At 67.9% G+C, this 25,350-nt stretch carries 18 protein-coding genes; 4 read left to right on the top strand and 14 right to left on the bottom strand.

Features of this window, described 5'->3' with window-relative positions:
• Window positions 1-61 precede the first annotated feature (61 nt).
• From CHC02_RS00625 to CHC02_RS00560, 14 genes are all read right to left on the bottom strand, one after another.
• On the bottom strand, window positions 62-1,507 hold the full coding sequence (locus CHC02_RS00625; RefSeq protein WP_089389586.1) for a mannose-1-phosphate guanylyltransferase/mannose-6-phosphate isomerase: 1,446 nt from the start codon (window positions 1,505-1,507) through the stop codon (window positions 62-64).
• Between the two features lie 305 nt (window positions 1,508-1,812).
• Window positions 1,813-2,460, bottom strand: coding sequence for an alginate O-acetyltransferase AlgF (gene algF / locus CHC02_RS00620; RefSeq protein ID WP_043273119.1), 648 nt, complete (start codon window positions 2,458-2,460; stop codon window positions 1,813-1,815).
• Between the two features lie 58 nt (window positions 2,461-2,518).
• Entirely contained in the window at window positions 2,519-3,691 is a 1,173-nt protein-coding gene (locus CHC02_RS00615; RefSeq protein WP_089389585.1) for an alginate O-acetyltransferase, read from the bottom strand.
• A 13-nt stretch (window positions 3,692-3,704) separates the two neighbouring features.
• A complete protein-coding gene (locus CHC02_RS00610) occupies window positions 3,705-5,267 on the bottom strand; it encodes an MBOAT family O-acyltransferase (RefSeq protein ID WP_089389584.1) in 1,563 nt (520 codons plus the stop codon).
• A 283-nt stretch (window positions 5,268-5,550) separates the two neighbouring features.
• The gene (locus tag CHC02_RS00605; protein ID WP_425262390.1) at window positions 5,551-6,621 is read right to left on the bottom strand and encodes a mannuronate-specific alginate lyase; all 1,071 of its coding nucleotides are present in this window, start codon (window positions 6,619-6,621) and stop codon (window positions 5,551-5,553) included.
• Between the two features lie 58 nt (window positions 6,622-6,679).
• Window positions 6,680-8,107, bottom strand: a complete 1,428-nt coding sequence (locus tag CHC02_RS00600; RefSeq protein WP_089389582.1) for an alginate O-acetyltransferase — start codon at window positions 8,105-8,107, stop codon at window positions 6,680-6,682.
• A gap of 11 nt (window positions 8,108-8,118) precedes the next feature.
• The gene (gene algG, locus CHC02_RS00595; protein ID WP_089389581.1) at window positions 8,119-9,729 is read right to left on the bottom strand and encodes a mannuronan 5-epimerase AlgG; all 1,611 of its coding nucleotides are present in this window, start codon (window positions 9,727-9,729) and stop codon (window positions 8,119-8,121) included.
• Between the two features lie 185 nt (window positions 9,730-9,914).
• Entirely contained in the window at window positions 9,915-11,348 is a 1,434-nt protein-coding gene (locus CHC02_RS00590) for an alginate export family protein (RefSeq protein ID WP_089389835.1), read from the bottom strand.
• 83 nt (window positions 11,349-11,431) lie between these two features.
• Window positions 11,432-12,829, bottom strand: coding sequence for an alginate biosynthesis TPR repeat lipoprotein AlgK (gene algK / locus CHC02_RS00585; RefSeq protein ID WP_089389580.1), 1,398 nt, complete (start codon window positions 12,827-12,829; stop codon window positions 11,432-11,434).
• A 10-nt stretch (window positions 12,830-12,839) separates the two neighbouring features.
• A complete protein-coding gene (locus CHC02_RS00580) occupies window positions 12,840-14,009 on the bottom strand; it encodes an alginate biosynthesis protein Alg44 (RefSeq protein ID WP_089389579.1) in 1,170 nt (389 codons plus the stop codon).
• Window positions 14,010-14,067: 58 nt separating this feature from the next.
• Window positions 14,068-15,552 carry a mannuronan synthase gene (gene alg8, locus CHC02_RS00575; RefSeq protein WP_089389578.1) on the bottom strand — a complete coding sequence of 495 codons (1,485 nt, stop codon included), beginning with the start codon at window positions 15,550-15,552 and terminating at the stop codon, window positions 14,068-14,070.
• 112 nt (window positions 15,553-15,664) lie between these two features.
• Entirely contained in the window at window positions 15,665-16,975 is a 1,311-nt protein-coding gene (gene algD, locus CHC02_RS00570) for a GDP-mannose 6-dehydrogenase (protein WP_089389577.1), read from the bottom strand.
• Window positions 16,976-17,828: 853 nt separating this feature from the next.
• Window positions 17,829-18,608, bottom strand: coding sequence for a peroxide stress protein YaaA (yaaA, locus tag CHC02_RS00565; protein ID WP_089389576.1), 780 nt, complete (start codon window positions 18,606-18,608; stop codon window positions 17,829-17,831).
• A gap of 57 nt (window positions 18,609-18,665) precedes the next feature.
• On the bottom strand, window positions 18,666-19,622 hold the full coding sequence (locus tag CHC02_RS00560; protein WP_089389575.1) for a LysR family transcriptional regulator: 957 nt from the start codon (window positions 19,620-19,622) through the stop codon (window positions 18,666-18,668).
• 167 nt (window positions 19,623-19,789) lie between these two features.
• Between CHC02_RS00560 and CHC02_RS00555 the strand changes: the two genes are divergently transcribed.
• The 4 genes from CHC02_RS00555 (at window position 19,790) to CHC02_RS00540 (ending at window position 25,058) form a co-directional block, all read left to right on the top strand.
• Complete coding sequence (locus tag CHC02_RS00555) at window positions 19,790-21,079, top strand: MFS transporter (RefSeq protein WP_089389574.1); 1,290 nt, start codon at window positions 19,790-19,792, stop codon at window positions 21,077-21,079.
• Between the two features lie 16 nt (window positions 21,080-21,095).
• Entirely contained in the window at window positions 21,096-22,325 is a 1,230-nt protein-coding gene (locus tag CHC02_RS00550; protein WP_089389573.1) for a Zn-dependent hydrolase, read from the top strand.
• 11 nt (window positions 22,326-22,336) lie between these two features.
• Complete coding sequence (locus tag CHC02_RS00545; RefSeq protein ID WP_089389572.1) at window positions 22,337-23,353, top strand: histone deacetylase family protein; 1,017 nt, start codon at window positions 22,337-22,339, stop codon at window positions 23,351-23,353.
• Window positions 23,354-23,666: 313 nt separating this feature from the next.
• On the top strand, window positions 23,667-25,058 hold the full coding sequence (locus CHC02_RS00540) for a PhoH family protein (protein ID WP_089389571.1): 1,392 nt from the start codon (window positions 23,667-23,669) through the stop codon (window positions 25,056-25,058).
• The last annotated feature ends 292 nt before the right edge of the window (window positions 25,059-25,350 follow it).

Raw genomic sequence — 25,350 nt, 5'->3', positions numbered from 1 at the left:
AAACCCCCAGGCACCGGGCCTGGGGGCGATTGGCATCGATGGGGGAGACGCCGTCCTTCAACTAGCGAGCGACCACCTGGGCACGGATGCCGCTCTCTTCGGTTCGACCGTAGACGTCCTCCAGACGTTCGATGTCGTCTTCGCCCAGGTAGCTGCCGGACTGCACTTCGATGATCTCCAGCGGGATCTTGCCGGGGTTGGCCAGGCGGTGCACCGAGGCGATGGGGATGTAGGTGGACTGGTTCTCGGTGAGCAGGAACACCTTGTCGTCGCAGGTCACCTGGGCGGTGCCGGAGACCACGATCCAGTGCTCGGCGCGGTGGTGGTGCATCTGCAGCGAGAGCTGCGCGCCGGGCTTGACGGTGATGTGCTTGACCTGGAAGCGGCCGCCCATGTCCACCGAGTCGTAGCTGCCCCAGGGGCGGTAGACGGCGCAGTGGTTCTGGGTTTCGCTGCGGCCGGCGGCGTCCAGTTCGTTGACCACCTTCTTCACGTCCTGCACGTGGTCGCGGTGGGCGATCATCATGGCGTCCTTGGTTTCCACCACCACGATGTCGTCCAGGCCGACCACCGAGACCAGCTTGCCGTTGCCGTGCACCAGGCAGTTGCGGCTGTCGTGGACCAGCACGTCGCCCTTGGTGACGTTGCCGTTGGCGTCCTTGTCGTGCACTTCCCAGATCGACGACCAGCTGCCGACGTCGTTCCAGCCGGCGGCCAGGGGCACCACGCAGGCGCGCTGGGTCTTCTCCATCACCGCGTAGTCGATGGAGTTGTCCGGGCAGCACTCGAAGGTGGCCGGGTCGATGTTGACCAGGTCGCCCTCGTGCTGGCTGCGCTCCAGGGCCAGCAGGCAGGTGTCGTAGATGTCGGCGTCGTGGCGCTTGAGTTCTTCCAGGAAGCGGCTGGCGCGGAACAGGAACATGCCGCTGTTCCAGAAGTGCCCGCCTTGCTCGACGAACTGGCGGGCGCGGGCCTCGTCGGGTTTCTCGATGAAGCGCTCGACCCGCGAGACACCGTCGGGCAGCTTGTCGTCGGCGCTGGCGCGGATGTAGCCGTAGCCGGTTTCCGGGCGGCTGGCCGGCACGCCGAAGAGCACCATCTCGCCCTTCTCGGCGGCGACGGTGGCCAGGGCCAGGGCGCGCTGGAAGGCGCGGGGGTCTTCCAGCACGTGGTCGGCCGGGAGCACCAGCAGCAGTTCGTCGCGGCCTTCGGCGACCAGCTTCATGGCGGCGATGGCCACGGCCGGGGCGGTGTTGCGGCCGAAGGGTTCGAGCAGGATGCCCTGGGTCTTGAGCTTCAACTGCTCCAGCTGTTCCTGGAGGATGAAGCGGTGTTCCTTGTTGCTCACCACCAGCGGCGGCTCCATGCCTTCGAAGGCCAGGCGCTCGAGGGTCTGCTGGAACAGCGTGTGCTCGCCGGCCAGGGCCAGGAACTGCTTGGGATACAGCTTGCGGGAAAGGGGCCAGAGTCGCGAGCCGCTACCACCGGAAAGAATGACGGGGATCATGTGGGGTTTCTCCTTAAAGCGTTCATGCGTTCTGTGGGGCGCCGGGCGCCGTTACCGTTTCGGGTGACCTCTCCGTGCGGGCCGTCTTGGCAGCTCGCTGATTTTTGGGTGCCGGTGTGGCCGGTCTTCTTGTGGTGTTCTTTTTGGTGATTTTTTGTGGGGGCTGTTCGGCGTGAAGGAGAGCCACCTCGCTCGCCGGTTCGCACAGAGCTTTCCGCTTGCACGGATAGCTCCCTCTCCCTTCAGGGAGAGGGCGGGGGGAGAGGGAGCGGACTTCGCGCCGATATGTCATGAGCGGATGAGCCTCAGTCCGCCTTCACCGGCCGCTTGACCCACACCGGCGACAGCTTGCCGCCCTCGCCGGTGACGTACAGGCACACCACTTCGCCGCGCTCCAGGGTGACGGGCTTGAGGTCGCTGACCTTCTTGCCGCCCTCGAACAGCGCCAGGTTCACTTTCACCGGGTTGATCTCGCGGTCGCCGTGGCTCTGCGGGGCGACGTTGCCGACCACCTCGGTCTTGCCGTCGGCGGTCTTCAGGGTCAGCGCCTGGCCGCTGAGGTTCTGCACGCGCACCAGGGCCTTCTGCTTGTTCTTGAAGGGCGGCTCGGGCACCAGCTTGGGCTGGCCGCCGGGCTGGCTGACCAGGGTGTAGTAGGCGTCCGGGTCGAGCTTCACCGGCAGGCTCTGGCTGCCGACCTTGGCGGTGTAGTTGCCCGGCGGCAGGAACTTGAAGTCGCTGGAGCCCAGGGGCGAGACGTCGTTGAGCTGGGCGTTGCCGACGCTCACCGAGAGTTCGCTGTTGCCGGCGTTGTAGGCCCGCACGAAGGCCGAGCCCTTGGGCGCCTGCGGGCCGTAGAGGGCGGCTTCGCCGGCGTGGGCGCCGAAGGCGGCCAGGCCCAGGGCCAGTGCCAGGGCGGGGGACTTCCAGCCGAGGGTCTTGGAACGAGTCATGGGGTGTACCTCCGTCTTCACTTTTTCATGGGGCGCGCTGGCGCCCTTTGCGTGGCGCTCAGTGCGCCGCGGTCAGGCCCGGCGGGTTGGCCGCCAGGCGTTCGTCACGGTTGCCGGCCGCGCGCAGCTGGGCCAGCCAGTCGGCATCGAACTGGCTGAGGTCGCTGTGCATCGGCAGGTAGCGTTCGGGGAATTCCCACACCAGCAGGCGCGGCGGCTTCTGCTGGAAGCCCGGGTCCTTGAGCAGTTCGAGCATGGGTTCGAGGGGGCCCTTGCCTTCCTTGGCGTAGTTGATCAGGTCGGTGGACAGCGCCTGCTTGAGGGCGCCGGCGAAGTTCCAGTGGGGGTTGGCGCTGTAGCTGGTGCCCACCAGGGCCACCTGCGGCTCGGCGCCGTCGCCGAACAGGTCGCCGCCGGCCGCGGCGTCTTCGGCCGGGTGGGTCTGGCGCGCCTGCAGCTGGTCCGGCGCCGGCAGCAGGTCGCTGAACAGCGGGTCCAGGGGCAGGAAGGTCAGCAGGTCGCCCTTGTGCGGCGCGGCCTTGCTGGCGTCGGTGATGAAGGTCTGCTGCGGCAGGTCGAGGTTCTGCCCCTCGCGGATGCTCTGGGCCAGGCGCTGGGCCACGGCCTCGGCGCCCAGCGGCGTCCAGTGGGTGTCGGTGCGCAGGAACACCTGGCCGTTGTTCTTGGCCTGCTCCAATGTCTCCAGCAGCTTGGGCGCGGCCATGCCGGCCTGGCGGGCGCGCTGCAGGAACTCGTCGTAGAGCCCGACGTGCAGCTGCGCCGGCTGTTCCTTGCCGAGGTACTCGGGGTAGATGCGCGCCTTGGCCGGGATGATCGCCAGCACCAGCTTCACGCCGCGGCGCTCCAGCTCCTGCTGCACGCCGCGCACCAGGGCCCAGTTGTCGTCCAGCTGGGTCAGGCTGGGCGCCGGCTTGAATTCTTCGTCTGTGTACAGCCAGCCGTCCTTGCCGATCACCACGCCCGGGCGGCCTTCGTCGAACAGGGCATAGTCCAGCGCGGCCCAGAGGTTGGTGCCCAGGCGCTTGATGGGGAACTGGTCGTCGTAGTGGCCTTCGAAGGCGTGGGCCAGCTTGCCGTTGAGCACGCTGGTGCCTTCGGCGGCGGCGAAGCTCGGGAAGGCCTTCAGCGACCAGCCGGCCAGGCCGACCAGCAGAGCGCCGAAGGCGGCGACGTAGGCGTATTGCAGGGGTCTGGAGATAGTCGGTTGCATGGTCCGGCCTCGCTCAGAACTGGAAGTAGAGGAAGGGCGAGTAGCTCTGCGCGGAGAGCTTCAGCACCGAGGCGGCGAACAGCGCCAGCAGTGCCGCGCGGGTGGCCAGCACGGGCAGCTGGGTGAGCCAGTGCGGGCGGTACACCGCGGCGCCGCTGCGCGAGTAGGCGATGGCCGCCGGGTCGCCCTCGGCGTCCTGCGGGCTGCGCGGCTGGGCGCTGGCCGGGCCGTCGGCGGCGACTTCGTCGGCCTTGGCCGCGGCCTTCGGCGCCTTGGCCTGCAGCGGCTGGTTGTAGAACTGGCGCAGGCCGAAGATGGCCAGCACCACGTAGGCCACCACCAGGGTGCCCACCTGCAGGCCGGTGAGGCTGGCGCGGCTCTGCTCGGACAGGCTCCAGTCGCCGAAGCTGAACATGGCCTCGTACATGCGCCAGGCCACGTGCAGGTTCTCGGCGCGGAAGATCACCCAGCCGACGATCACCAGCAGGAAGGTGAAGGCCCACTTCAGCGGGTTGAGCGCGCGCGGCGCGGCGTTCACCCCCAGGGCGCGCTCGATGGCCAGCCATACGCCGTGCCAGGCGCCCCAGATGATGTAGGTGACGTTGGCGCCGTGCCACAGGCCGCCCAGCAGCATGGTCAGGATCAGGTTGCGGTAGGTCTGGAAGGTGCTGCCGCGGTTGCCGCCCAGGCTGATGTACAGGTAGTCGCGCAGCCAGGTGGACAGGCTGATGTGCCAGCGCCGCCAGAACTCGGTGATGGACTGGCTGATGTAGGGCTGGTTGAAGTTCTCCATGAAGCGGAAGCCCATCATCAGGCCCAGGCCGATGGCCATGTCGCTGTAGCCGGAGAAGTCGAAGTACAGCTGCGCGGTGTAGGCCAGCGCGCCCAGCCAGGCGTCGCCGGTGGTCGGGTCCTGCAGGGCGAAGCAGTGGTCGGCCAGGGCCGCCAGGGTGTCGGCGATGAACACCTTCTTGACGAAGCCCTGCATGAAGCGGGTGCAGCCTTCGGCGAACTTGTCGAGGGTGTGGGTGCGGTGGTTGAACTGGTCGACCAGGTCCTTGAAGCGCAGCACGGGGCCGGCGATCAGGTGCGGGAAGATCGCCACGAAGGCGGCGAAGTCGATGAGGTTGCGCGTGGCCGGGGTGTCGCCGCGGTACACGTCGATGATGTAGCTGATCGACTCGAAGGTGTAGAAGCTGATGCCGATGGGCAGCAGGATGTGGGTGAGCACGAAGGGCTGCATGCCGAACGAGGTGATGATCTGGTTGAGGCTGTCGACGCCGAAGTTGGCGTACTTGAAGTAGCCCAGCACGGCCAGGTCGACCACCACGCCGAGGATCAGCCAGCGTTTGGCCGCCAGGGTGCGCACGCCGGCCGCGCCGATGCGCAGGCCGATCCAGTAGTTGAACAGCGTCACCCCGGCGAACAGGGCGAGGAAGTCCACCCGCCACCAGGCGTAGAAGATGTAGCTGGCCACCAGCAGCAACAGGTTGCGGTAGCGGTTCCCGCTCAGGTAGTACAGGCCGAGGAAGATCGGCAGGAACAGGAACAGGAACACGTTGGAAGAAAAGACCATTGCCCGTCTCGCTCTGGAGCTTCGTACCCTGGGTGGCTCCAGCCCTTCCGGCGCCGTGCGGCGCGCAAGGAAAAGGCCGGTGTCACCCGCCAGTTCCTCCCCGTTGTGTCGCTAAGGTGGTGCGCCCGCCCGGCGTCTTGTGCGCTTGGGTCGGGGTATCGCTGGGCCCCGCGTGTGCGGGAAGGGCGGTCAGGCGGCGGATAACGCGGAGCGTTATTCGCCCTACGCCAGGGGGCAGTCCGAACGTAGGGCGAATAACCGTTCGCGGTTATCCGCCGTTGCCTCAGCTGCCGTTGCCGCGGTTGAACACCCTGGTCACGTCGCCCCCCAGGCGGAAGCTGTTGAACGGCTCCATCTTCCTGCGCCAGTCCTGGGTCTTCGGCGCGCAGCTGTAGAGGGCGCAGTAGGGCTCCAGCCAGGCGAACTTGCTGTTTTCCTTCAGGTCGGTCATGTCCTGGTCGTTGCCGGTCCGGCGGTCGAAGTCCTGCTGGTCGTTCACGCCCTGCATCACCCGCTCGGCCAGGCGCTGCAGCGCGCCGCCGTTCTCCTGGCGCAGGTCCACGCCGTTGACCTGGGCGAAGGCGGCGATCATCGCCAGCGGCGGCAGGCTGTAGTTGTGGTAGGACAGGGCGCGCTGGCGGCGCTTGAGTTCGTTGGGCAGGTAGCCCTGGGCGTCGACCTGGCTGGCCGCCACCTTGAACTCGCGCACCGACCAGTCGAACAGGTCGCGGCGGTTGGTCACCACGGCGGTGGACATCACCGACCAGGCCGCCCAGTAGCTGTGGTTGTTGATCTTCTTCAGCGGTAGGTTGCTCCAGTCGCTGACCACCTGGGTGCCGAGCTTGCCGAACCACTGCTCGATCTGCGCCGCCTGCTGCGGGTAGGCCGCCAGCGGGCGGCTGCTGGAGAACTTCAGGCGCAGGTAGGACGAGGACAGGCTGCCCAGGGCCCATTTGCGCATGGACTTGCCGGTGTGGTTGAAGTCGGCGCTTTCCAGCGCATCGGCCCGGGCCCAGGTGGTCAGCCAGTTCAGCGCGCAGTCCAGGTCGCCCTTGTGGCCGCTGCGCATGTACTGGGTGATCAGCTTGGTGGTGCCGCGCTCCATGTCGGTGATGTCCTTGATCTGCTCGCGGAACCTGCCCTCGGCGGCCACGTTGAGGGTGGCGCGCGCCGAGTCGGAGCCCTCGTACTTGCTGGTGAACTGCAGCGAGCCGGTGTAGGGCGCGGGCACCGCCGGGCAGCTGTCGGCGTCGCCCTTGCGCTCGCCGACCGCGGCGAAGTAGCCCGGCGGCGGCACCAGGTCGGCGGCCTGGCTGCTCTGGCCGTACAGGCTGGCCAGGCTGCCCAGGGCCATGGCCGGCCAGAGCAGGCGCAGGGCCTTGCTGCGGGAAAGTCGCTGGATGGACATGGTTCTACCTCCCGGCCACGCGGCTGTCGGTGGCCTTGATCTGCGGCGTCTGGCACAGCTTCGCCTCGACCTCGAGGCCGGCCGGCATGTCGTCGGGCGCCTCGATTTCCAGGGAGAGGAACTGCTGGTCCGGCCAGTCCTCGTCGTTGCGCAGCTCGAAGACGTAGCGCCCGCCGGTGTCCACGGCCTTGGACTGCTCGATCTTCAGCTGCTCGCGGCGGCCGTTCATGTACCAGACGGTGTTCTTCAGTTCGTGGATGCCCGGGTCGCTGTAGGTGACGTCGGCGGTGTAGCTGCCGCTGCGGATCGGCAGCGCGCCGCTGTTGAGCAGCACCTCGTTGCGCCCGGCGTGCAGCTTGACCTTGCGGCTGAGCACGGCCTTCTGCTCGGCGCAGCCGTTGGCCACCAGGGGCATGGCCTGGCGGTAGAAGCTCTTCTGCGCCATGTCGTAGTGGGTGGCGAATTCCCAGACCAGGATCTTCGGCGGCTTGTCGTGGAATTCCTTGCTGGTCAGGTAGGCCAGCAGCGAGCTGTCGAAGCCGCCGCCGGAGACGGCGTTGTTGAGGATGTCGACTTTGCCGTACTGCTCCAGGAAGCCGACGAAGTTGTACGCCGGGCCGCTGTTGGAGGTGCCGACCACCGCCACCTGCGGGTCGCCGCCGTCGCCGAACAGGTCGCCGCCGCCGCTGTCGCCCACCGGCTCGGTCTCGAAGCGGTCGACGTACTGCGGCGCGTAGCTGCTGCCGCACAGCTGCGCGGCGGCCTTGTGGAAGGTGCCGAGCTTGGACAGCAGGCCCACGCGCTTGCTTTCGAATTCCTTCTTCGGGATGTCGGCGTAGGCGGGCATCTCTTTCAGGGTTTCGGCGGCGATCTTCGCGCTGCGCATGGCGCCGTAGGGCGTCCAGTGGTGGTCGCCCTTGAAGTAGTAGGGGTGCGCTTCCTTCTCGTCGAACAGCGGCGAGAAGTCCGGGGTGTAGATGCCGGCCTCGCGGAACTTGGCGATGGTCGCCAGGTAGTTCTTCTTCGCCAGTTCGTAGTTGAAGCTGGCCTTCTCTTCGGGGCTGAGCTTCTCGCGGTTGATGAGGCCGCGGGTAGGCTGGTAGACCACCATCAGCTCGACGCCGCGGCGCCTGAGCGCCTCGTTCAGCGCCTTGAGTTCGCGCCAGCCCTCGGGCGTGGTGCCGAAGTCGGTGCGCAGGTCGTAGGTGGTGCGGAACAGCCAGTCTTCCTGGGCCGGCACCAGGTGGGTAAAGAAGCCCAGGTACTTGGTGTTGTAGGCCTTGTCGTCGGCCGCGGCCGGGCACAGGCCGGCCGCGGGCAGGGCGCTGTAGGTCGGCGCGTCGGCGGCGCCGGCGGCGAGAGCACCGTGGGCCAGCAGCAGGCCGGCGGCGAGGCTCGACAGGCGCAGCAGATGATGGGGGCGGATGGTCATGGTACGGGTCCTCAATTCTGCAGTTCGGCCTGGCTTTCCACGGGGTCGATCAGCACGGCGCGCTGCTGGCGCACGAGCAGGTCGAGGATCTGGTCCTGCTTCTCGCCGAGCACGCCGTTGAAGCTGATGCCGGAGGATTTGGTCGGGCCGAGCATGGCCACCTTGTAGAGTTCCAGCGACAGCGGCGAATCCACCGACAGCGGGCCGGAGCCGTTGCCGACCAGCTTGCCGCCGACCACGATGAGCGACACCTTGGTGTCGAAGGGGTCGAGGTCGATGTTGCGGTCGGTGTTGGACAGGTCCTTGATGTGCCCGTACACGCCCAGCAGCTGGTTGCCGGCGGCGAGGTTCTCGTACAGGCGGATGTTCACGCTGTTGCGGATGCGGATGCCGTGGCGGCGGTTGCCCAGCACCTGGTTGCCGTAGATGAGGTTGTCGCCGCTCTCGTACAGGGTGATGCCGTCGGAGTGGTTGCGGTACACCTCGTTGTAGGCCACCAGGTTACGTTCGGAGTTACGGTCCAGGACGATGCCGGAGAGGTGGTTGTCGTAGGTCTTGTTGTGGAAGATCCAGCTGTCGTTGACCTCCCGCGAGACGATGATGCCGTGCTTCTTCTTCGTCCCGTACACGGTGTTCTCGGCGATGATCAGGCGGTGCGAACGGTCGTGCGGGTCGATGCCGTAGATGACGTTGTCGCGGTAGGTGTTGCCGCGCACCACCAGGTCGTCGGCCTCGTAGCAGTAGAAGCCGTACCAGTTGTCGACGAAGGTGGAGCCGATCACCCAGCCCTTGGGCCGCGGGCGCTTCATGGTCTTGTCCATGCCCGGGCTGTACTGCGAGATGGAGATGCCGTAGGCCTTGGAGGCGTTGTAGCCGAAGCTGGTAAAGGTGCTGTCGACCAGGTACGCCTCGGCGCCGCCCCAGGACACCAGGAAGGGGCGGAACTCGTTGGGGCTCTTGAACCAGGCCGGCTCGCCCTTCGCCTCGTTCCAGGCGGTGACCTTGGTGTTGCGCACGAACAGCTTGCCGTCGTTGACCAGGAAGGCGCCGCGGTCCTGGGACAGGCGCAGCTCCTTGACCTTGCCGTCGACCTCGAGGGTCGCGCCCTGGCTGACCACGATCGGCAGGCGGGCGACGAACACGCCGGGCTCGACCTGCTCCAGCGCCTTGCCGAGCTTGCCGGCGAGCTGCGCGAGGTTGACGTAGCCGCCCTCGATGAAGATGGCCTGGGGCATCTGCCGCTGGCGCTTCACCCACTCGGCCAGGCGGTTCTGCCCGCCGGTGAATTCCTTCAGCGGTTGCTGCTGCACCATGCGTTGCACCACGGCCTTGCCGCCGGGCTTGCGCACGATCTTCTTCGCCACCGCCTCGGCGGTGTAGCCGGAGAGGTCGGGCAGCTTCGGCGGCTCCAGGTGCAGCGGGCCCTCGGGCAGCGCGGTGACCGTGTAGTTGCCGGTTTCCTTGAGGCCCTGGACGTGGCCGGGCTGGTTGGCCGGCGAGGGCTGCTCGCTGGCCTCGGCATCCTTGGCGTTGGCCGCCGGGGTCGAGGCCCAGGCGGGGCCCGTGGCGGCCAGCAGGCCGCCGAGCAGCAGGGCGGCCAGGGGGAGCGGATGGCGGTTCATGGTGGGTTCTCCCTGTGGGCGTGGAGCCGGAAGGCGCTGGTTCCCCGCGTGCGCGGGAGTGACGGTCGCCGGGCGGGGGATGCGAGCCCCCGCGCTCCCCGTGCCCGTTCGCACGCGGGAGGGTTGTTCCGTCATCCCCGCGAACGCGGGGAACCAGTGACTGCCAGCTCGCATCGCCCTGATCCTCAGAAGCGCCAGATGAAATCGACGAAGGCGTGGTGCATCGTCGAGTCGACGTGGCTGCCGTAGGCGTCGCCGGGCTTGAACACGCCGCCGCGGAAGCGCACCAGGGCCGAGGGCTCGTCGATGTACTGGCTCATCGAGGCGGGCAGCAGGCCCTGCTTGAAGTACTTGGTGACCACCAGGTCGACTTCCTGGCCGATATCCTTGGAGTTGTTCTCCAGCGGCGCGCTGATGCCGCTGTTGCCGATGTCCGAGTCGCCGTCCACGCGCCAGAACTTGTGGTACACGACGCTGGCGTCGTAGTCGTCGCGCAGCTGCCAGGCGCCGAACAGGGTGGCGTCCTGCAGGTTGGAAAGCTCGCCGCGGAAGGCCTCGCCGAAGCGGTGCACGCGGGCGCGGGTGCCGGTGAAGTTGGAGCGGTTGCTCTGCAGGCCGGTCTGCTCGTACTGGTCCTCGCCGTCGTGGCCGCCGCCGCTGCCGCGGGCGTAGCCGACGCCGGCGCGCCATTGCTCGTCGATGTTCCAGCGCAGGCCCAGGTCGATGCCGTAGGCGTTGACGTCGCCGCTCTGCTTGCCGGTGGCCACGCGCTCGCCGTCCACCGCGGCGCTGGTCAGGCGGTCGCGGTTGCCGGTCAGCCAGGTGGCGCTGGCCCAGTAGTTCAGCGGCATCTGCGAACGGTAGTTGTAGCCGTCGCCGTTGGCCTCGACGCCGACCCAGGTGAGGTCGCCGGTGGAGCGCTTGTCCAGCGAGTCGATGGTCTCGCCCGGGTCCGGCAGGTTGCCGCTGTCGTCGCTGTGGTGCAGGCGCAGGCCCACCCAGTGGTGCGGCGCCCACTGCGTGGAGATGTCGCCGAACAGGTGGGTGCGGTCCTCGTCTTCCGGCGCCAGGTCGGTGATGTCGGTGCGGTACTCGGAGAAGCGCTGGGCGGCGCCCAGGTGGGCGCGCAGCAGGGTGGTGTCGAAGGTCCAGTTCAGCGCCTCGATGTTGGTGTCCTGCCACATGCCGCTGTCGTCGCGCAGGCGCTGGCGGCCGAAGCGCAGGTGCTCGCCGGGGTACTGGGTGAGGCCGGCGTAGTCCACCCAGAACTCGCGCAGGGCGAGGTAGGCGTCGTCCGGCTCGCGCTTGTCGTCGCTGCTGTCGCGGCCGCTGGCGTCGACTTCGTCGGACTGCAGGGTGTCGGTCTGGATGGTGTCGGTGGCGGCCACCGCCTGGCCCATCACGTAGGCGCTCCACTGCCCCCACTGGCCGAAGGCCCAGGGCCGCAGGTCGATGCCGATGCCGTTGAGGTCGCCGCCGTGGGCGGTGCCCAGGTCGCGGTCGTCCTCGGACTCGGCGGTGATCTTGATGTCGATGCCGTAGTTCTTCGGCGGCGTGTCGTCGGCCCAGGCGCCGGTGGCCAGCAGGGTGCCGGCCAGGCTCATGCCGGCGCCGAGCATCGCCGGGAACAGCCGGGCGCGGCGGATGGCGCGGGCCAGGCGGATCGGTTGGAGGAGCGGGGCGGAGGTCGGGTCGGGGCGCTTCATAGGCTTTCTTGTTCCTGTTCGTTCTGCATGAGGCTGACGGTGGCCTGCCAGTTGGCGCCGCGGGCCTGTTCCTCGCGCTTGAGCAGTTGCTGCGCCTGGCTCAGTTCAGCCGGCTGCAGCTGCGGTTGCAGTTCGCTCATCAGGTCGCCGGCCTGGGGTATCTGCTGGCGCTGCGCCAGGGTGCCGAAGACGTAGGCGTTGACGCGGTTGGGCTGCACGCCGCGGCCTTGCGACCAGAGCTGGGCCAGGGCCATGTCGGCGCTGGCCTGGCCTGCGCGGGCGGCGATCAGCAGGTGGTCGGCGGCCTTCTGCGGGTAGACCTTGCCGAGGAAGCCGCGGCGGTAGATCTGCCCCAGGTAGTAGTGTGCCTGGGGCTCGCTGGCGGCGGCCTTGAGCAGGTGCTGCTCGGCCTTCTGCGGGTCCTGGGGCATCCACTTGCCGTCGTAGTACAGGCGCCCCAGCAGCAGCTCGGCGCGCGGCTGGGCGGCGTCCTGGGCTTTCTTCAGGTAGTCGAGCATCTGGTCGACGTCGCCCAGCTCGGGGTAGTCGTACTGCAGCTTGGCGAGGTCGACCCAGGCCGCGGGATAGCTCGGCGCCAGTTCGCCGAGCAGGGCCTGGGCGGTCTGCGGGTCGGGCTTGCCGAGGTCGGCGTCGGCCAGCACCTGGGCCACCGATTCCACGCGCTCGGGCGGCACCCGGCCGGCCTTGTGCGCGGCGCGCAGGCGGTCGAGGTGGGCCTTCTGCTTGTCCGCGTCGCCCTGCACCTGGTAGACCGTGGCCAGCTCCATCCAGCACACGTCCATGCGCGTCAGCCAGCGCTGGCAGACCTGCTCGATCTCGCCCAGGTGCTGGTTGTAGGTGCCCTGGGTGCGGTACAGGATGATCTGCGCCAGGTCCGCCTGGGGCAGGCCCTGGGCGCGCCACTGGTCGATGCGCTGCTGCGGGTTGACCCCCGGCCAGGCCTGCGGGTACTGCAGGTAGAGCACGATCAGCGGCACCAGGGCGCTGTCCTCGCCTTCGTCGAAGGCGCGGTTGAGCAGTTGCTCGGCCTCGCGGTGCTCGGCGTCGCTGGCGCCGGGCTTGGCCGCCAGCCACTTGCCCAGGCGCGCGCGGGCCCGCGGCGAGGTCTCGGCCGCGTCGCGGTAGAGCTTCTCGGCCTTGGCCTGGGCGGCGCTGTCGCCGCTGGCGGCCTGCATGTCGGCCAGGCCGATCTGCGCGTCGGTGTAGCCGAGGGTGGCCAGGGCCTGGTAGTTGGCCTGGGCGGTGGCGATGTCGCCGCGGGCCATGGCCTCGTCGGCCAGGCGCTGGTCCGGCAGGCCGGCGCAGCCGGCGGCCAGGCCGATGGCCAGGGCCAGGGCGGCGCCGCGCAGCGGATGGTGGGCGATGGCGTTCATGCTTGGGTCCTCAGCGCGCGGTGGCCATGGCCATGGCCTTGTTCAGCAGGGTGCGGCCGGGCAGGCCGCCGATGCTGACTTCCGCCGGGCGCCCGGCGAGCTGGCTGTCCAGCGGCTGCTCGGGCTGGATCTGCGCACGGATTTCCGAGGACAGGTCGCCATCCACCGGCGCGGTGCGCAGGATGCGGCCGCTGCGCACCTCGCTGTCGCCGGCGACCTGGAAGTGCACCAGGGTGCCCGGCGAGAGCTCGGCGGCGTTGCGATAGGCGAAGCGCGCCTCGACGGTGGCGCTGGCCTCGCGCGGGGCCAGGGTGAAGATCACGTCGCCCTTGTTGGCGTACTGGCCGTTGGCGACGCGCTGCTCGATCACCCGGCAGTCGCAGGGGCTGGTGAGGGTGCCCTTGAGCTGGTGGCCGAAGAGCTTCTCGATGTTGCCGGGGTTGAGCTGCTCGTCGGACAGGTTGCCCTTGAGCAGGTCCAGCAGGCTGGTGGAGAAGGTGGCGATGGGCGCGCCCTTGGCCACGTCGGCGTCCAGCTGCACCAGGCTGTCCACGGTGCCCTCGCGGGGCATGGTGATCTGCTGGGCGGGGATGTTGACCACGCCGGAGTCGGCATGGGTGACGAAGTACAGGTTGTACAGCTGGTTGAGGATGAAGGCGAAGGCGCCGACGCCGACCACGAAGATGGCGGTGCTCAGGGTCACCGCGCGGACGCGGCCGAAGAAGCCCATGCCGCCGCCGGCGCCGCCGTGCTTGCGGGCCTTGGTGAAGTTCTCGCGCTGCAGGGTGTTGAGCATGTCGCCGACGCTGACCACCTCGCCGGCCAGGTACGCGGTGATCAGGTAGCGCAGGGCGGCGACCTCGCGCGGCTTCAGGTGCTGGAACTCGCAGCCGGTGCGGCGGCTGTCCGGGTCGAAGGAGCGCACCTGGAACTCCACCTCCAGGGCGAAGCTGATGCTGTCGATCTGGAACAGCAGCTTGCCCTTGTGGATGTCGCCGACCTGGATCGGCGCGCCGCTGGCGGTGAAGGCGAAGCCGCCGGCGGAAAGGTCCAGCAGCCTTGCGTCGACGCCCTCGCGGTTGGCGCCGATGTAGCGGATGCGCGCGGGCAGCTTGACCCGCGCGTGCTGGCGCTGGGCTTCGGATTCGTGCACGACGTTGACGTTGACGGCGGTATTCATGAAGTCGGTCCTATGTTCGAAACGGGTCGGATCGGCCGCGGGCCGGTTGCTCAAGGGGTCATACGATCGTCAGGAGTACGGCGACGAACACACTGGCGGCAGAGAAGGTCATGGCGCGCGAGGACCAGGTGTTGAACCAGCGCTGGTAGCTGTTCAGGCCGCGGTCGAGCTTGGTGCTCTGGCGCGTCCAGGACTGCTGGTCGAGGCGGAAGAACACGTAGATCTTCACCAGGGCGCCGACGATCTGGTTGTAATAGAGGATCAGCGGGTAGGCCGGGCCGATCGGGTGGCCGGACAGCGACAGCAGCAGGGTGAGGATCAGGCGGGTGATGCCGATCCACAGCAGGTACACCAGCAGGAAGGTGATGCTGTACTTGATGCTGGCGATGATCGCCGCCACCAGGCCGAGCAGGCAGGTCCACATGGACAGGCGCTGGTCGAACAGCACCACGGTGGTGAACCAGCCCAGGCGCCGGGGGCCCAGGGCCAGGGCGCGGGAGTTCTGCCGCAGGTTGTTGCCGTACCAGCGGAACATCAGCTTGCGGCTGGCCTTGATGAAGCTCTTCTCCGGCGGGTGCTCGACGGTGTTGATGGCCGCGTCCGGCACGTAGAAGGTGTCGTAGCCCAGGCGCATCAGGCTGTACCAGCTGGACTTGTCGTCGCCGGTGAGGAACTGGAAGCGCCCCAGGCGCCAGTGGTCCAGGTGGTCGGCCTCGACGTCGGCGATGAAGTCGGGGTCGGTGACCACCGCGGCGCGGAACACCGACATGCGCCCGGTCATGGTCAGCACGCGCTTGGACAGGGCCATGGAGCACATGTTGATGTGGCGCTGGGCGAAGCGCAGCTTGTGCCACTGGCTCATCACGTAGCCGCCCTGCACCTCGCAGAATTCGTTGGTGGTCAGGCCGCCGACCTGGGGGAACAGCTTGAACCAGGGCACCGTGGCCTTGACCACGCCGGGTTCGAGCACGGTGTCGCCGTCGATCACCGCCACCACCGAGCCTTCGTCGGGCATGTGCCGGGAGATGGCGCGGAAGCCGTGGGCCAGGCCGTCGCGCTTGCCGGTGCCGGGGATGCGCACGAAGTCCAGCTTCACGTGGGCCGGCGGGTTGAGCTTGTGCCACTGCTGCTTGATCAGCACCTGGTCGGACATCTCGACGATGGAGCAGACCACGGTGGTCGGGTAGCCGCAGGCGATGGCCTCCTGGATCACCGAGCGGTAGACCATGGAGGTGGTCATGGCGTCGATGCGGAAGCTGGTGACCATCAGGTAGACGTGGGACGGGTCCGCCGCCTTGCCGAGCTTGCGCAGGCGCCGCTTGTAGTGCGGGTAGACGAGGTGCAGGAAGAGCATGCCGCGCAGGAAGTGCAGGCCGCCCATGGAGTAGCGCCAGATGCCCACCGCGCCGATGATCAGCAGGAAGTCGCGGGCATTGGGGTCGAACACCGTCGGCGGCACGAGCAGCGCCAGGCCCATCAGCAGGCAGAGGAAGGCCAGCCAGCCGGTGGCTTCGCCGAGGGCTCGTTTGTATGCGTCCATGATGAGGTCCGTCAGTCGCGTCGTAGGGCTGAGGCGCTGGGCTCCCGCGTTCGCGGGAGTGACGGGCTTTCCCCGTCATCCCCGCGAACGCGGGGATCCAGCGACTTTCAGGCGCTTACCAGCAGATGCCTTCGGCGCGCTCGTCGGTGCCGTGGGCCATGAAGCCGATCAGGTCGACCACCTTCTTGCCCTCGGGCGCCTTGTTCACCACGTCGACGAACAGCTCGTCGCCGTTGCCCAGCACCAGCACGTCGGAGGTCTTCACCACCTGGTCGAGGTCGGAGACCAGCAGCGAGGAGACGTGGGGGATCTTCGACTCGATGTACTCCTTGTTCGCGCCATGGACGCGGGCGTACTCGACGTTGCGGTCGAAGATCTGCAGCTCGTAGCCCTTGCCGATGAGCATCTCGGCCAGTTCCACCAGCGGGCTTTCGCGCAGGTCGTCGGTGCCGGACTTGAACGACAGGCCGAGCAGGCCGACCTTGCGGCTGCCGTGGGCGGTGATGATGTCGAAGGCCTTCTGCACCTGGTAGGCGTTGCTGCGCATGATCGAGCCGATCATCGGGTGCTCGACGTCCAGCTGGCCGGCGCGGTAGGTGAGGGCGCGCACGTCCTTGGGCAGGCAGGAGCCGCCGAAGGCGAAGCCGGGCTTCATGTAGTAGCGCGACAGGTTCAGCTTGCGGTCCTGGCAGACCACGTCCATCACCTCGCGGCCATCGACGCCGACGGCCTTGGCGATGTTGCCGATCTCGTTGGCGAAGGTGACCTTGGCCGCGTGCCAGACGTTGCAGGTGTACTTGATCATTTCCGCGACCTCGATGGACTTGCGGATGATCGGCGCGTCCAGCTCGCGGTAGATTTCCTCCAGCAGGTCGCCGGTCTGGGCGTCCAGCTCGCCGATGACGGTCATGGGCGGGAAGTCGTAGTCCTTGATCGCAGTGCTCTCGCGGAGGAATTCCGGGTTGGTGCCGACGCCGAAGTCGACGCCGGCCTGCTTGCCCGAGCAGTCCTCGATGATCGGGATCACCACGTTCTTCACGGTGCCCGGCAGCACGGTGCTGCGCACCACCACGGTGTGGCGGCCGGCCTTCTCGCGGATGGCGTAGCCGATCTCGCGGCACACGCTCTCGATGTAGCCCAGGTCCAGGTCGCCGTTCTTCTTGCTCGGGGTGCCGACGCAGATGAAGGAGACGTCGCTGTCCAGCACCGCCTGCTTGAAGTCGGTGGTGCCCGACAGCCGCGAGGTGCGGATGCCCTGTTCCAGCAGGGGCTCCAGCCCCGGTTCGACGATGGGCGACTTGCCGCGGTTGATCAGGTCGATCTTGGTGGTGGAAACGTCCACGCCGATCACTTCGTGACCACGGGCGGACAGGCAACCGGCGCATACTGCACCGACGTAGCCAAGACCAAAGATGCTGATACGCATCGTATTCACCTCTGCTTTGTCGAGCTGTTAAAAGTTGGCCGTCTGGCCAATTCCCTTTTGTCGCGGCGCCCCTTTCAGGCGCGCCGCTTCAGGCAGTCCGTGAGTGACTCGAATTTTCTGCACTCAATTCGGGCAGAGTTCCGCGGCATGCACTTTAATGTTTCAGGAGGATTGCAAAGTTAGAACTAATTGCACTCTTCCGATGCGCTAAAGTTTGCTTTGGAGTTCTGCATTAATTTCATAAGCCATTGAAATTATTCAGGTTGAACGAGGCCGTCGAGCGCCGCTCGATGCGTTTTCGAAAAACCTGTTATGGGCAACAAACCCATGATTGGGCGTTGCGGAAGTAGGATGTTCGACGCCGCTCGATAGTTCCTGCCACCCATCCTGTGAGGCCGTCGGAATTAAATATCCATTGGCCATCAAAGAGCGCGCTTTTGATATCAGCTTGTAACGCGAGCGTCGTTTTCGGCGGGCTTGCAAAATGCAACGGCTGGGAAAAGTTCCGCAGTGATTCAGCCGTTTTACACTTCGTTCAGCTACCGTTCAGGATGCCCGGGAGGGTGTTTCAAGGTATTTCGTGCAACTTGCAATCTTGAATTGCATGTAATGGCGGGATGCTTTTAATGGCCAATGGATTACATCCGCGATGGCAAAACCGGCGCTTTTTCACGGCGGTGATGGCGCACGGGGGCGAGAAAATTTTTTTCAAAGTCCCCACGGTTACCGACGAACGGTAGCCTTGACCATTTTCGCCGTGTGGGTAATTCGACGGCGCGGGGCGCCCGGAAGGGGATCGACGGTAGCGCGGGGAGGGTGTGGCGGCCGTTTGGCCGCCACTTTCGGGGGCGAATCAGGCGTCGGGCTGGTCGCGCAGGAACACCAGGCGGTCGGCGGAGGACGCCTCGGCGGCGAAGCGGTAGCCGGCGTAGTCGAAGTCCTTCAGGCCCTCGGGGTCGGTCAGGCGCTCCTTGATCACGTAGCGGGCCATCAGGCCGCGGGCCTTCTTGGCGTAGAAGCTGATGATCTTGTACTGGCCGTTCTTCAGGTCCTTGAACTCGGTGTCGATGATGCGGGCGTCCAGCGCCTTGCGCTTCACCGCGCCGAAGTATTCGTTGGAGGCCAGGTTGAGCAGCACGGCATCGCCCTGCTCGGCGAGGTCCTGGCCGAGCCAGGCGCTGATGCGCTCGCCCCAGAACTCGTAGAGGTTGGCGCCGCGGGCGTTGGCCAGCCGGGTGCCCATCTCCAGGCGGTAGGGCTGCATCAGGTCCAGCGGCCGCAGCACGCCGTACAGGCCGGACAGCATGCGCAGGTGGCGCTGGGCGAAGTCGAAGTCGGCGTCGTCGAAGTCCTCGGCGGCGAGGCCGGTGTAGACGTCGCCCTTGAAGGCCAGCAGCGCCTGCCTGGCGTTGGCCGGGCTGAAGTCGGGGTGCCAGCTGGCGTAGCGCGCGGCGTTCAGGCCGGCGAGCTTGTCCGACAGGCTCATCAGGCTGCCGATCTGCGCCGGGGTCATCTCGCGCAACACGCCGATCAGCTCCTGGGCATCGTCCAGGTGCAGCGGCAGGGTGTGGCGGTCGGTGACCGGCGGGGTCTCGTAGTCCAGGGTCTTGGCGGGGGAAATCACCATCAGCATCGTGCGGTCTCCTCGAAGCGTCGGGCGATTGTAGGGAGTCGCGGGCGCCGGCTCCAGCTATGGGGACGATAGGAGGCGCTGTTCCACCGGCACCTGTTCCATGCGCTTGAGCAGTTCGCCGAGGAAGCAGCGCTCGGCCTGGGTGTGCTTCTGCTCGCGGTTCCACAGCAGGTGGATGTCCACGTTGGCCACGCCGTCCTCCGGCGGCAGCGCCCAGAGGCGGCCCTGGGCCAGGTCGTCGGCGACTATGTGCCGGGGCAGGCAGCCGATGCCGAAGCCGCAGTGCACCAGGCGGCGGACTTCCTCCAGGCTGGGCGAGGAGGCCACCAGCTTGCCGGTGAAGCCCTGCTGGTCGCGGAAGATGGTCAGCGGCGAGAGCACCTCGCCGATCTGGTCGCTGGTGAAGGTCACGTAGTTCTCGCCCTGCAGGTCGGCCAGGCGCAGGTCGCGGCGCCCGAAGAACGGATGGTGGCGGCCGCAGAGGAACACGTAGCGCTGGCGCAGGAAGGCGCGCTGCTCCAGGCGCGGCGAGGGCTGGCGGCACAGGGCCAGGCCGAGGGTGGCGGTCTTCTGCTGCAGCGCGCTGAGCACGTCGGCGCTGCGCATCACCTCGATGTCCAGTTCCACGCCGGGGTGGGCGCGGTGGAAGTCGGCGAGGAAGCCGTCGTAGAAGTCCGACTGGATCCGGCTGATGCTCAGCAGGCGGACCTTGCCCACCACCTGGTCGGCCGGCTGCTCCAGGGCGGCGGCCAGGCGCGAGACGTTGCCGTTGATGTCGCCGGCGATGCGCAGGATCTCCTCGCCCAGCGCCGTGACCTCGAAGCGCGGCCCGCGCCGCTGCACCAGCGCGGCGCCGAGTTGTTCCTCCAGGCGGCGCAGGGCCTGGCTGACCGCCGGCTGGGTCAGGTGCAGGCGCGCGGCGGCGCGGCTGATGCTGCGTTCCTGGCCGATCACCAGCCAGGTGCGCAGCAGGTTCCAGTCCAGGCGGTCGTTGAGGTGGCGGCCGGGTTCCATCGCGAGGCTCCGTGGGCAATCCGCTGATTATAAGCAGAAATTATTCTTTGAATAATGATTAGAAAATTGACTGATTATCCAGCCGGGGGCGATAACTCCACGGGCGCCGCAGAGCGCCGAGCCCTACCGCCGCTGCCCAGAACAAACCACAAGATCGGGAGCCTGACATGTCCCAACCCGCGCCACAGCCGGTCCGTGCCGCCACGGCCGCCTTCATCGGTACCATGATCGAGTGGTACGACTTCTATATCTACGCCACCGCCGCCGCCCTGGTGTTCGGCACCCTGTTCTTCCCCTCGCAAAGCCAGTTCCTCAGCACCATGGCCGCCTTCGGCACCTTCGCCGTGGGCTTCTTCGCCCGCCCGCTGGGCGGGCTGATCTTCGGCCACCTGGGCGACCGCATCGGGCGCAAGAAAGCGCTGCTGGTCACCCTGGTGATGATGGGCGTGGCCACCGTGTGCATCGGCCTGCTGCCGACCTACGGGCAGATCGGCCTGCTGGCGCCGGTGCTGCTGGTGGCGCTGCGCATCGTCCAGGGCATCGCCGTGGGCGGCGAGTGGGGCGGGGCGGTGCTGATGGCCGGCGAGCACGCGCCCAGCGGCCGGCGCACCTTCTTCGCCTCCTTCGCCCAGCTGGGCAGCCCGGCCGGGCTGATCCTCTCGCTGCTGGCATTCAAGGCCGTCACCAGCCTGGACGGCGCGGCCTTCCTCGACTGGGGCTGGCGCCTGCCGTTCCTGGCCAGCTCGGCGCTGCTGCTGGTGGGCCTGGCGATTCGCCTGGGCGTCAACGAATCCCCCGAGTTCGCCCGGGTGAAGCAGCAGGCCCGGCAGCACAAGCTGCCGGCGCTGGAAGTGCTGCGCAACGCCTGGCGGCCGCTGCTGCTGTGCATCGGCGCCAACACCATCGGCATCGCCGGCGTCTACTTCACCAACACCTTCATGATTTCCTACACCACGCAGAACCTGGCCATCGACCGCGCGCTGATCCTCGACTGCCTGTTCTACGTGGCGGTCATCCAGCTCTGCGTGCAGCCGCTGGCCGCGCGGCTGGCCGAAGTCATGGGCGCGGCGCGCTTCCTCAAGCTGGCCGCGCTGCTGGCGGTGGCCTCGCCCTATCCGATGTTCCTGCTGGTCAGCCAGGGCCATGCGCTGGCGATCATCCTCGGCATCGCCACCGCCGTGGTGTGCATGGCCAGCTTCTATTCGGTGATCGCCGGGTTCGTCAGCGAGGTGTTCGACACCCGCGTGCGCTATTCGGCGATCTCCATCGCCTACCAGGTCTGCGGTGCCATCGCCGGCGGGCTCACCCCGCTGGTCGGCACCTGGCTGGCGCACCGCTTCGACGGCCAGTGGCTGCCCCTGGCGCTGTTCTATTCCCTGCTGGCCGGCCTCTCGCTGCTGTGCATCGTCGGCCTCGACCGCCGGCTGCGCGTGCGCGCCGCGCCGGCCACCGCCTGACTCCAAGGAGACCCTGATGCTGAAGATCGATGCCGAGCGCCTGTGGGCGAGCCTGATGGACATGGCCCGGGTGGGCGCCACCGCCCGTGGCGGTTCGCGCCGGCTGGCGCTTTCGGAAGAGGACCGCCACGGCCGCGAGCTGTTCGAAGGCTGGTGCCGCGACGCCGGCCTGGGCCTGCGCCGCGACGCGGTGGGCAACCTGTTCGCCCGCCGCGCCGGCGAGGACGATGGCCTGGACCCCGTGGTGATGGGCAGCCACCTCGACACCCAGCCCGAGGGGGGCCGCTTCGACGGCGTGTACGGCGTGCTCGCCGGGCTGGAAGTGCTGCGCAGCCTGAATGACCGGGGCATCTGCACCCGCCGCCCGCTGGAGGTCGCGGTCTGGACCAACGAGGAAGGCGCGCGCTTCACCCCGGCCATGCTCGGCTCGGCGGCCTTCACCGGCGCCATGGCGCTGGACGCCGCGCTGAACGCCCGGGATGCCGAGGGCATCAGCGTCGGCGAGGCCCTTCGGGCGCTCGGCTGGCAGGGCGACCTGCCGCTGGGGCGCCGGCTGGATGCCTACTTCGAGGCGCACATCGAGCAGGGCCCGATCCTGGAGGACAACGCCGTCGACGTCGGCGTGGTCACCGGCGGCCAGGCCATCCGCTGGCTGGACGTGCGCGTGGGCGGCCAGGCCGCCCATGCCGGCACCACGCCGATGCCGCTGCGCCACGACGCGCTGTTCGGCGCCGCCGAGATGATCCAGGCGCTGGAGGCGCTGGCCCAGCGCTTCGCGCCCCATGGCCTGGTGACCGTGGGCCAGCTGGCGATCGCCAAGTCCTCGCGCAACACCATCGCCGGGCAGGTGGACTTCACCATCGACCTGCGCCACCACCAGGACGAGGTGATAGGCGCCATGGAGCAGGAGGCGCGTGCGCTGCTGGAGGCCATCGCCGCCCGCCGCGGGCTGGCGCTGGAGGCCGGCCTGCACTGGCTCAGCCCGGCCACGCCCTTCGACGCCGATTGCGTCGGCCACGTGCGCGAGGCGGTGCGGGCGCTGGGTTACTCGCACCAGGACATCGTCAGCGGCGCCGGCCACGACGCCATCCACCTGGCGCGCAGCTGCCCGACCGCGATGGTGTTCATCCCCTGCGTCGGCGGCCTGAGCCACAACGAGGCCGAGGACGTGATCCCCGCCCACGCCGCCCAGGGCGCCGACGTCCTGCTCAACGCCGTGCTGGCCCGCGCCGGCCGGATCGACTGAAGGAGACAGCCATGCAGACCTTCTTCCACCCCGACCAGTTGCTGCACGTGCCGCGCAGCTACTTTTCCCGTGGCCAGATGCGCACCCCGCAGGAGGTCCCGCAGCGCGCCGAGCACCTGCTGGCGGCCGTCCGCGCGCTGGGCTTCGCGCTGGACGAACCGCGGGACTTCGGCCGCGAACCGCTGCTGGCGGCGCACAGCGCCGCCTACCTGGACTTCCTCGAGCACGCCTACGAGCGTTGGCACCAGGTGCCGGAGGACTGGGGCGACGAGGTGATGTCCAACGTGTTCATCCGCGAGGGCAACCCGCTGCGCGGCATCCTCGCCCAGGCGGCGCGCTACCTCGCCGACGGCAGCTGCCCGGTGGGCCGGCACACCGGGCGCGCGGCCTACTGGTCGGCGCAGAGCGCGGTGGCGGCTGCGCGGGCGGTGCGCGACGGCGCGCCATCGGCCTATGCGCTGTGCCGCCCGCCGGGCCACCATGCGCGGGAGGAGGGCGCCGGCGGCTTCTGCTACCTGAACAACGCCGCCATCGCCGCCGCCGAGCTGCGCGCGCGGTTCGGCAAGGTCGCCATCCTCGATACCGACATGCACCACGGCCAGGGCATCCAGGAAATCTTCTACGGCCGCGACGACGTGCTCTACGTCTCGGTCCACGGCGACCCGACCAACTTCTACCCGGTGGTCGCCGGCTTCGACGACGAGCGCGGCGAGGGCCGCGGCGAGGGCTTCAACCTCAACCTGCCGATGCGCCATGGCGCCAGCGAGGAGGAGTTCTTCGCCCAGGTGGGCAAGGCGCTGCAGGCGGTGCGCCAGTTCGGGGCACAGGCGCTGGTGCTGTCCCTGGGGTTCGACATCTACCGCGAAGACCCGCAGTCCAAGGTGGCGGTGAGCACCGAGGGCTTCGCCCGGCTCGGGCGCGAGGTGGCGTCGCTGGGGTTGCCGCAGGTCATCGTGCAGGAAGGCGGCTACCACCTGCAGACGCTCGAGCGCAACGCACAGGCGTTCTTCGGCGGGCTAAGGGACTGATTTGCCGAAAAATGGCAGGGGGTTCGCGGGCGGTAGGACTTTTAAAACTAGCGCTCCGCGGGGCCCTCGCCAAGGTATTTCGTCGTCGGACGAAAAAAAGTTTTCTGAGAAGCAAAAAGACTTTTTATCGTCATGTTTTTTCCTGTATTTCTGGAGCCGTAGACCGCCGAACCCTGCAGACAGGTGGCGGCCCCGGCCCGTCCCTTGCTTGCACCTCTCTCGAGCCCCGGCATCGAGAGCCGGCGTCTCACCGCACGGCGGAGCGCTGTCACGGCATTCCGTCGTAACGCCCCCAGAATGAGGTGACACGCGTATGGATGACCACGGACGTTCCAGCACCAGCCAGCCGATCTTCTACGTCCTCGACACCAACGTTCTGATCCACGATCCCAACGCCCTGCTCAACTTCCAGGAACACCACGTCGCCATCCCGATGACGGTGCTGGAGGAACTCGACAAGCTCAAGACCGGAAAGCACTCCGTCGCCGCCGAATGCCGCCAGGCCATCCGCCTGATCGACCAGGTGCTCGGCGAGGCGAGCCCGGAGCAGGTGGAGGATGGCGTACCCATCCAGCGTGGCAAGAGCGGCCCCTGCGGCAGCCTGTCGATCCTCATGAGCAAGCGCGCCGAGCCCATCACCTGGCTGCCGGAGCACCTCAACGACAACAAGATCATCAACCAGCTGGTCGAGCTGCAGAGCCGCAACAGCAGCCGCCGGGTGGTGCTGGTCACCAAGGACATCAACATGCGCCTGAAGGCGCGCGCCTGCGGGGTGGCGGCCGAGGACTACCACACCGACCAACTGATCGACGACGTGGCCCTGCTGCCGCGCGGCTACCACTCGCTGAACGGCTCGTTCTGGGACCGCGTCAGCAAGGTCGAGACGCGCCAGGACCACGGCCGCACCTGGCACCGCGTGCAGCTCACCGACAACCTGCCGGCGGTGCACATCAACGAGTTCATCGTCGACGAGCAGGGCTTCGTCGGCTGGATCAAGGGCATCCAGCAGGACGAGCTGCTGATCCTCGACCTGCACCAGGAGCCGCTGCTGCACCAGGAAGCCTGGGGCCTGCGCCCGCGCGACCTGTACCAGTCGCTGGCGCTGTACGCGCTGCTCGACCCGGACATCCACCTGGTCAACCTGTCCGGCGCCGCCGGCTCGGGCAAGACCATCCTGGCCCTGGCCGCGGCCATCGAGCAGACCATGGTCACCAAGCGCTACCGGCGCATCATCGCCACCCGCAGCGTGCAGGGCCTGGACGAGGACATCGGCTTCCTGCCCGGCACCGAGGCCGAGAAGATGGAGCCCTGGCTGGGGGCCATCACCGACAACCTAGAGGCCCTGCATTCGGACGACGAATGCACCCACGGCAGCGTCGACTACATCCTCAGCAAGGTGCCGCTGCAGTTCAAGTCGCTGAACTACATCCGCGGCCGCAGCTTCCAGCAGAGCCTGATCCTCATCGACGAGTGCCAGAACCTCACCCCGCACCAGATGAAGACCATCATCACCCGCGCCGGCAACGGCTCCAAGGTGATCTGCCTGGGCAACCTGGCGCAGATCGACACCCCCTACCTGTCGGCCACCAGCTCCGGCCTGACCTACCTGACCGAACGCTTCAAGGACTTCCCCCACGGCGTGCACGTGACCCTGCAGGGGGTACCGCGCTCGGTGCTGGCGGAGTTCGCCGAGGCGCATTTGTAAGCACCGACGGGCTCGCCGGAGCGTAGGGCGTACAACCGTTCGCGGTTGTACGCCGCTTCACCGCAACCTCGGGCTGGCTCCATGGCCGAGCCCGCCGTGGCCTTGAACAGGCGCTTCGTGCTCGGGCCCGCAGCGCTCCGGGGCCACGGTCAAACGGCGGATAACCGCGAACGGTTATTCGCCCTACGCCTGGCCCACCCCTTGCGCTCATACGGCGCGCCCCCCGCCTACCTCTTTCTGTATACAATCCCCCTCCTTTTTTACCCTTCCCCCGGGCCCCCGCGGCCCGCGC

It is taken from the genome of Pseudomonas delhiensis (assembly GCF_900187975.1).
GTDB classification, from domain to species: domain Bacteria; phylum Pseudomonadota; class Gammaproteobacteria; order Pseudomonadales; family Pseudomonadaceae; genus Pseudomonas; species Pseudomonas delhiensis.
The sequence above is the reverse complement of the archived record's forward strand: the minus strand, read 5'-3'. Positions and strand labels throughout refer to the sequence as shown.

Bases quoted from the DNA above. Each gene is read 5' to 3' on its own strand.
- CHC02_RS00540 (WP_089389571.1), top strand. From the start codon at position 23,667: ATGGATGACCACGGACGTTCCAGCACCAGCCAGCCGATCTTCTACGTC.
- algG (WP_089389581.1), bottom strand. From the start codon at position 9,729: ATGAACCGCCATCCGCTCCCCCTGGCCGCCCTGCTGCTCGGCGGCCTG.
- CHC02_RS00590 (WP_089389835.1), bottom strand. From the start codon at position 11,348: ATGCTCGGCGCCGGCATGAGCCTGGCCGGCACCCTGCTGGCCACCGGC.
- CHC02_RS00605 (WP_425262390.1), bottom strand. From the start codon at position 6,621: ATGGCCCTGGGCAGCCTGGCCAGCCTGTACGGCCAGAGCAGCCAGGCC.
- algD (WP_089389577.1), bottom strand. From the start codon at position 16,975: ATGCGTATCAGCATCTTTGGTCTTGGCTACGTCGGTGCAGTATGCGCC.
- CHC02_RS00600 (WP_089389582.1), bottom strand. From the start codon at position 8,107: ATGACCATCCGCCCCCATCATCTGCTGCGCCTGTCGAGCCTCGCCGCC.
- yaaA (WP_089389576.1), bottom strand. From the start codon at position 18,608: ATGCTGATGGTGATTTCCCCCGCCAAGACCCTGGACTACGAGACCCCG.
- CHC02_RS00580 (WP_089389579.1), bottom strand. From the start codon at position 14,009: ATGAATACCGCCGTCAACGTCAACGTCGTGCACGAATCCGAAGCCCAG.
- CHC02_RS00550 (WP_089389573.1), top strand. From the start codon at position 21,096: ATGCTGAAGATCGATGCCGAGCGCCTGTGGGCGAGCCTGATGGACATG.
- CHC02_RS00545 (WP_089389572.1), top strand. From the start codon at position 22,337: ATGCAGACCTTCTTCCACCCCGACCAGTTGCTGCACGTGCCGCGCAGC.
- algK (WP_089389580.1), bottom strand. From the start codon at position 12,829: ATGAACGCCATCGCCCACCATCCGCTGCGCGGCGCCGCCCTGGCCCTG.
- CHC02_RS00615 (WP_089389585.1), bottom strand. From the start codon at position 3,691: ATGCAACCGACTATCTCCAGACCCCTGCAATACGCCTACGTCGCCGCC.
- CHC02_RS00610 (WP_089389584.1), bottom strand. From the start codon at position 5,267: ATGGTCTTTTCTTCCAACGTGTTCCTGTTCCTGTTCCTGCCGATCTTC.
- CHC02_RS00625 (WP_089389586.1), bottom strand. From the start codon at position 1,507: ATGATCCCCGTCATTCTTTCCGGTGGTAGCGGCTCGCGACTCTGGCCC.
- CHC02_RS00560 (WP_089389575.1), bottom strand. From the start codon at position 19,622: ATGGAACCCGGCCGCCACCTCAACGACCGCCTGGACTGGAACCTGCTG.
- algF (WP_043273119.1), bottom strand. From the start codon at position 2,460: ATGACTCGTTCCAAGACCCTCGGCTGGAAGTCCCCCGCCCTGGCACTG.
- CHC02_RS00555 (WP_089389574.1), top strand. From the start codon at position 19,790: ATGTCCCAACCCGCGCCACAGCCGGTCCGTGCCGCCACGGCCGCCTTC.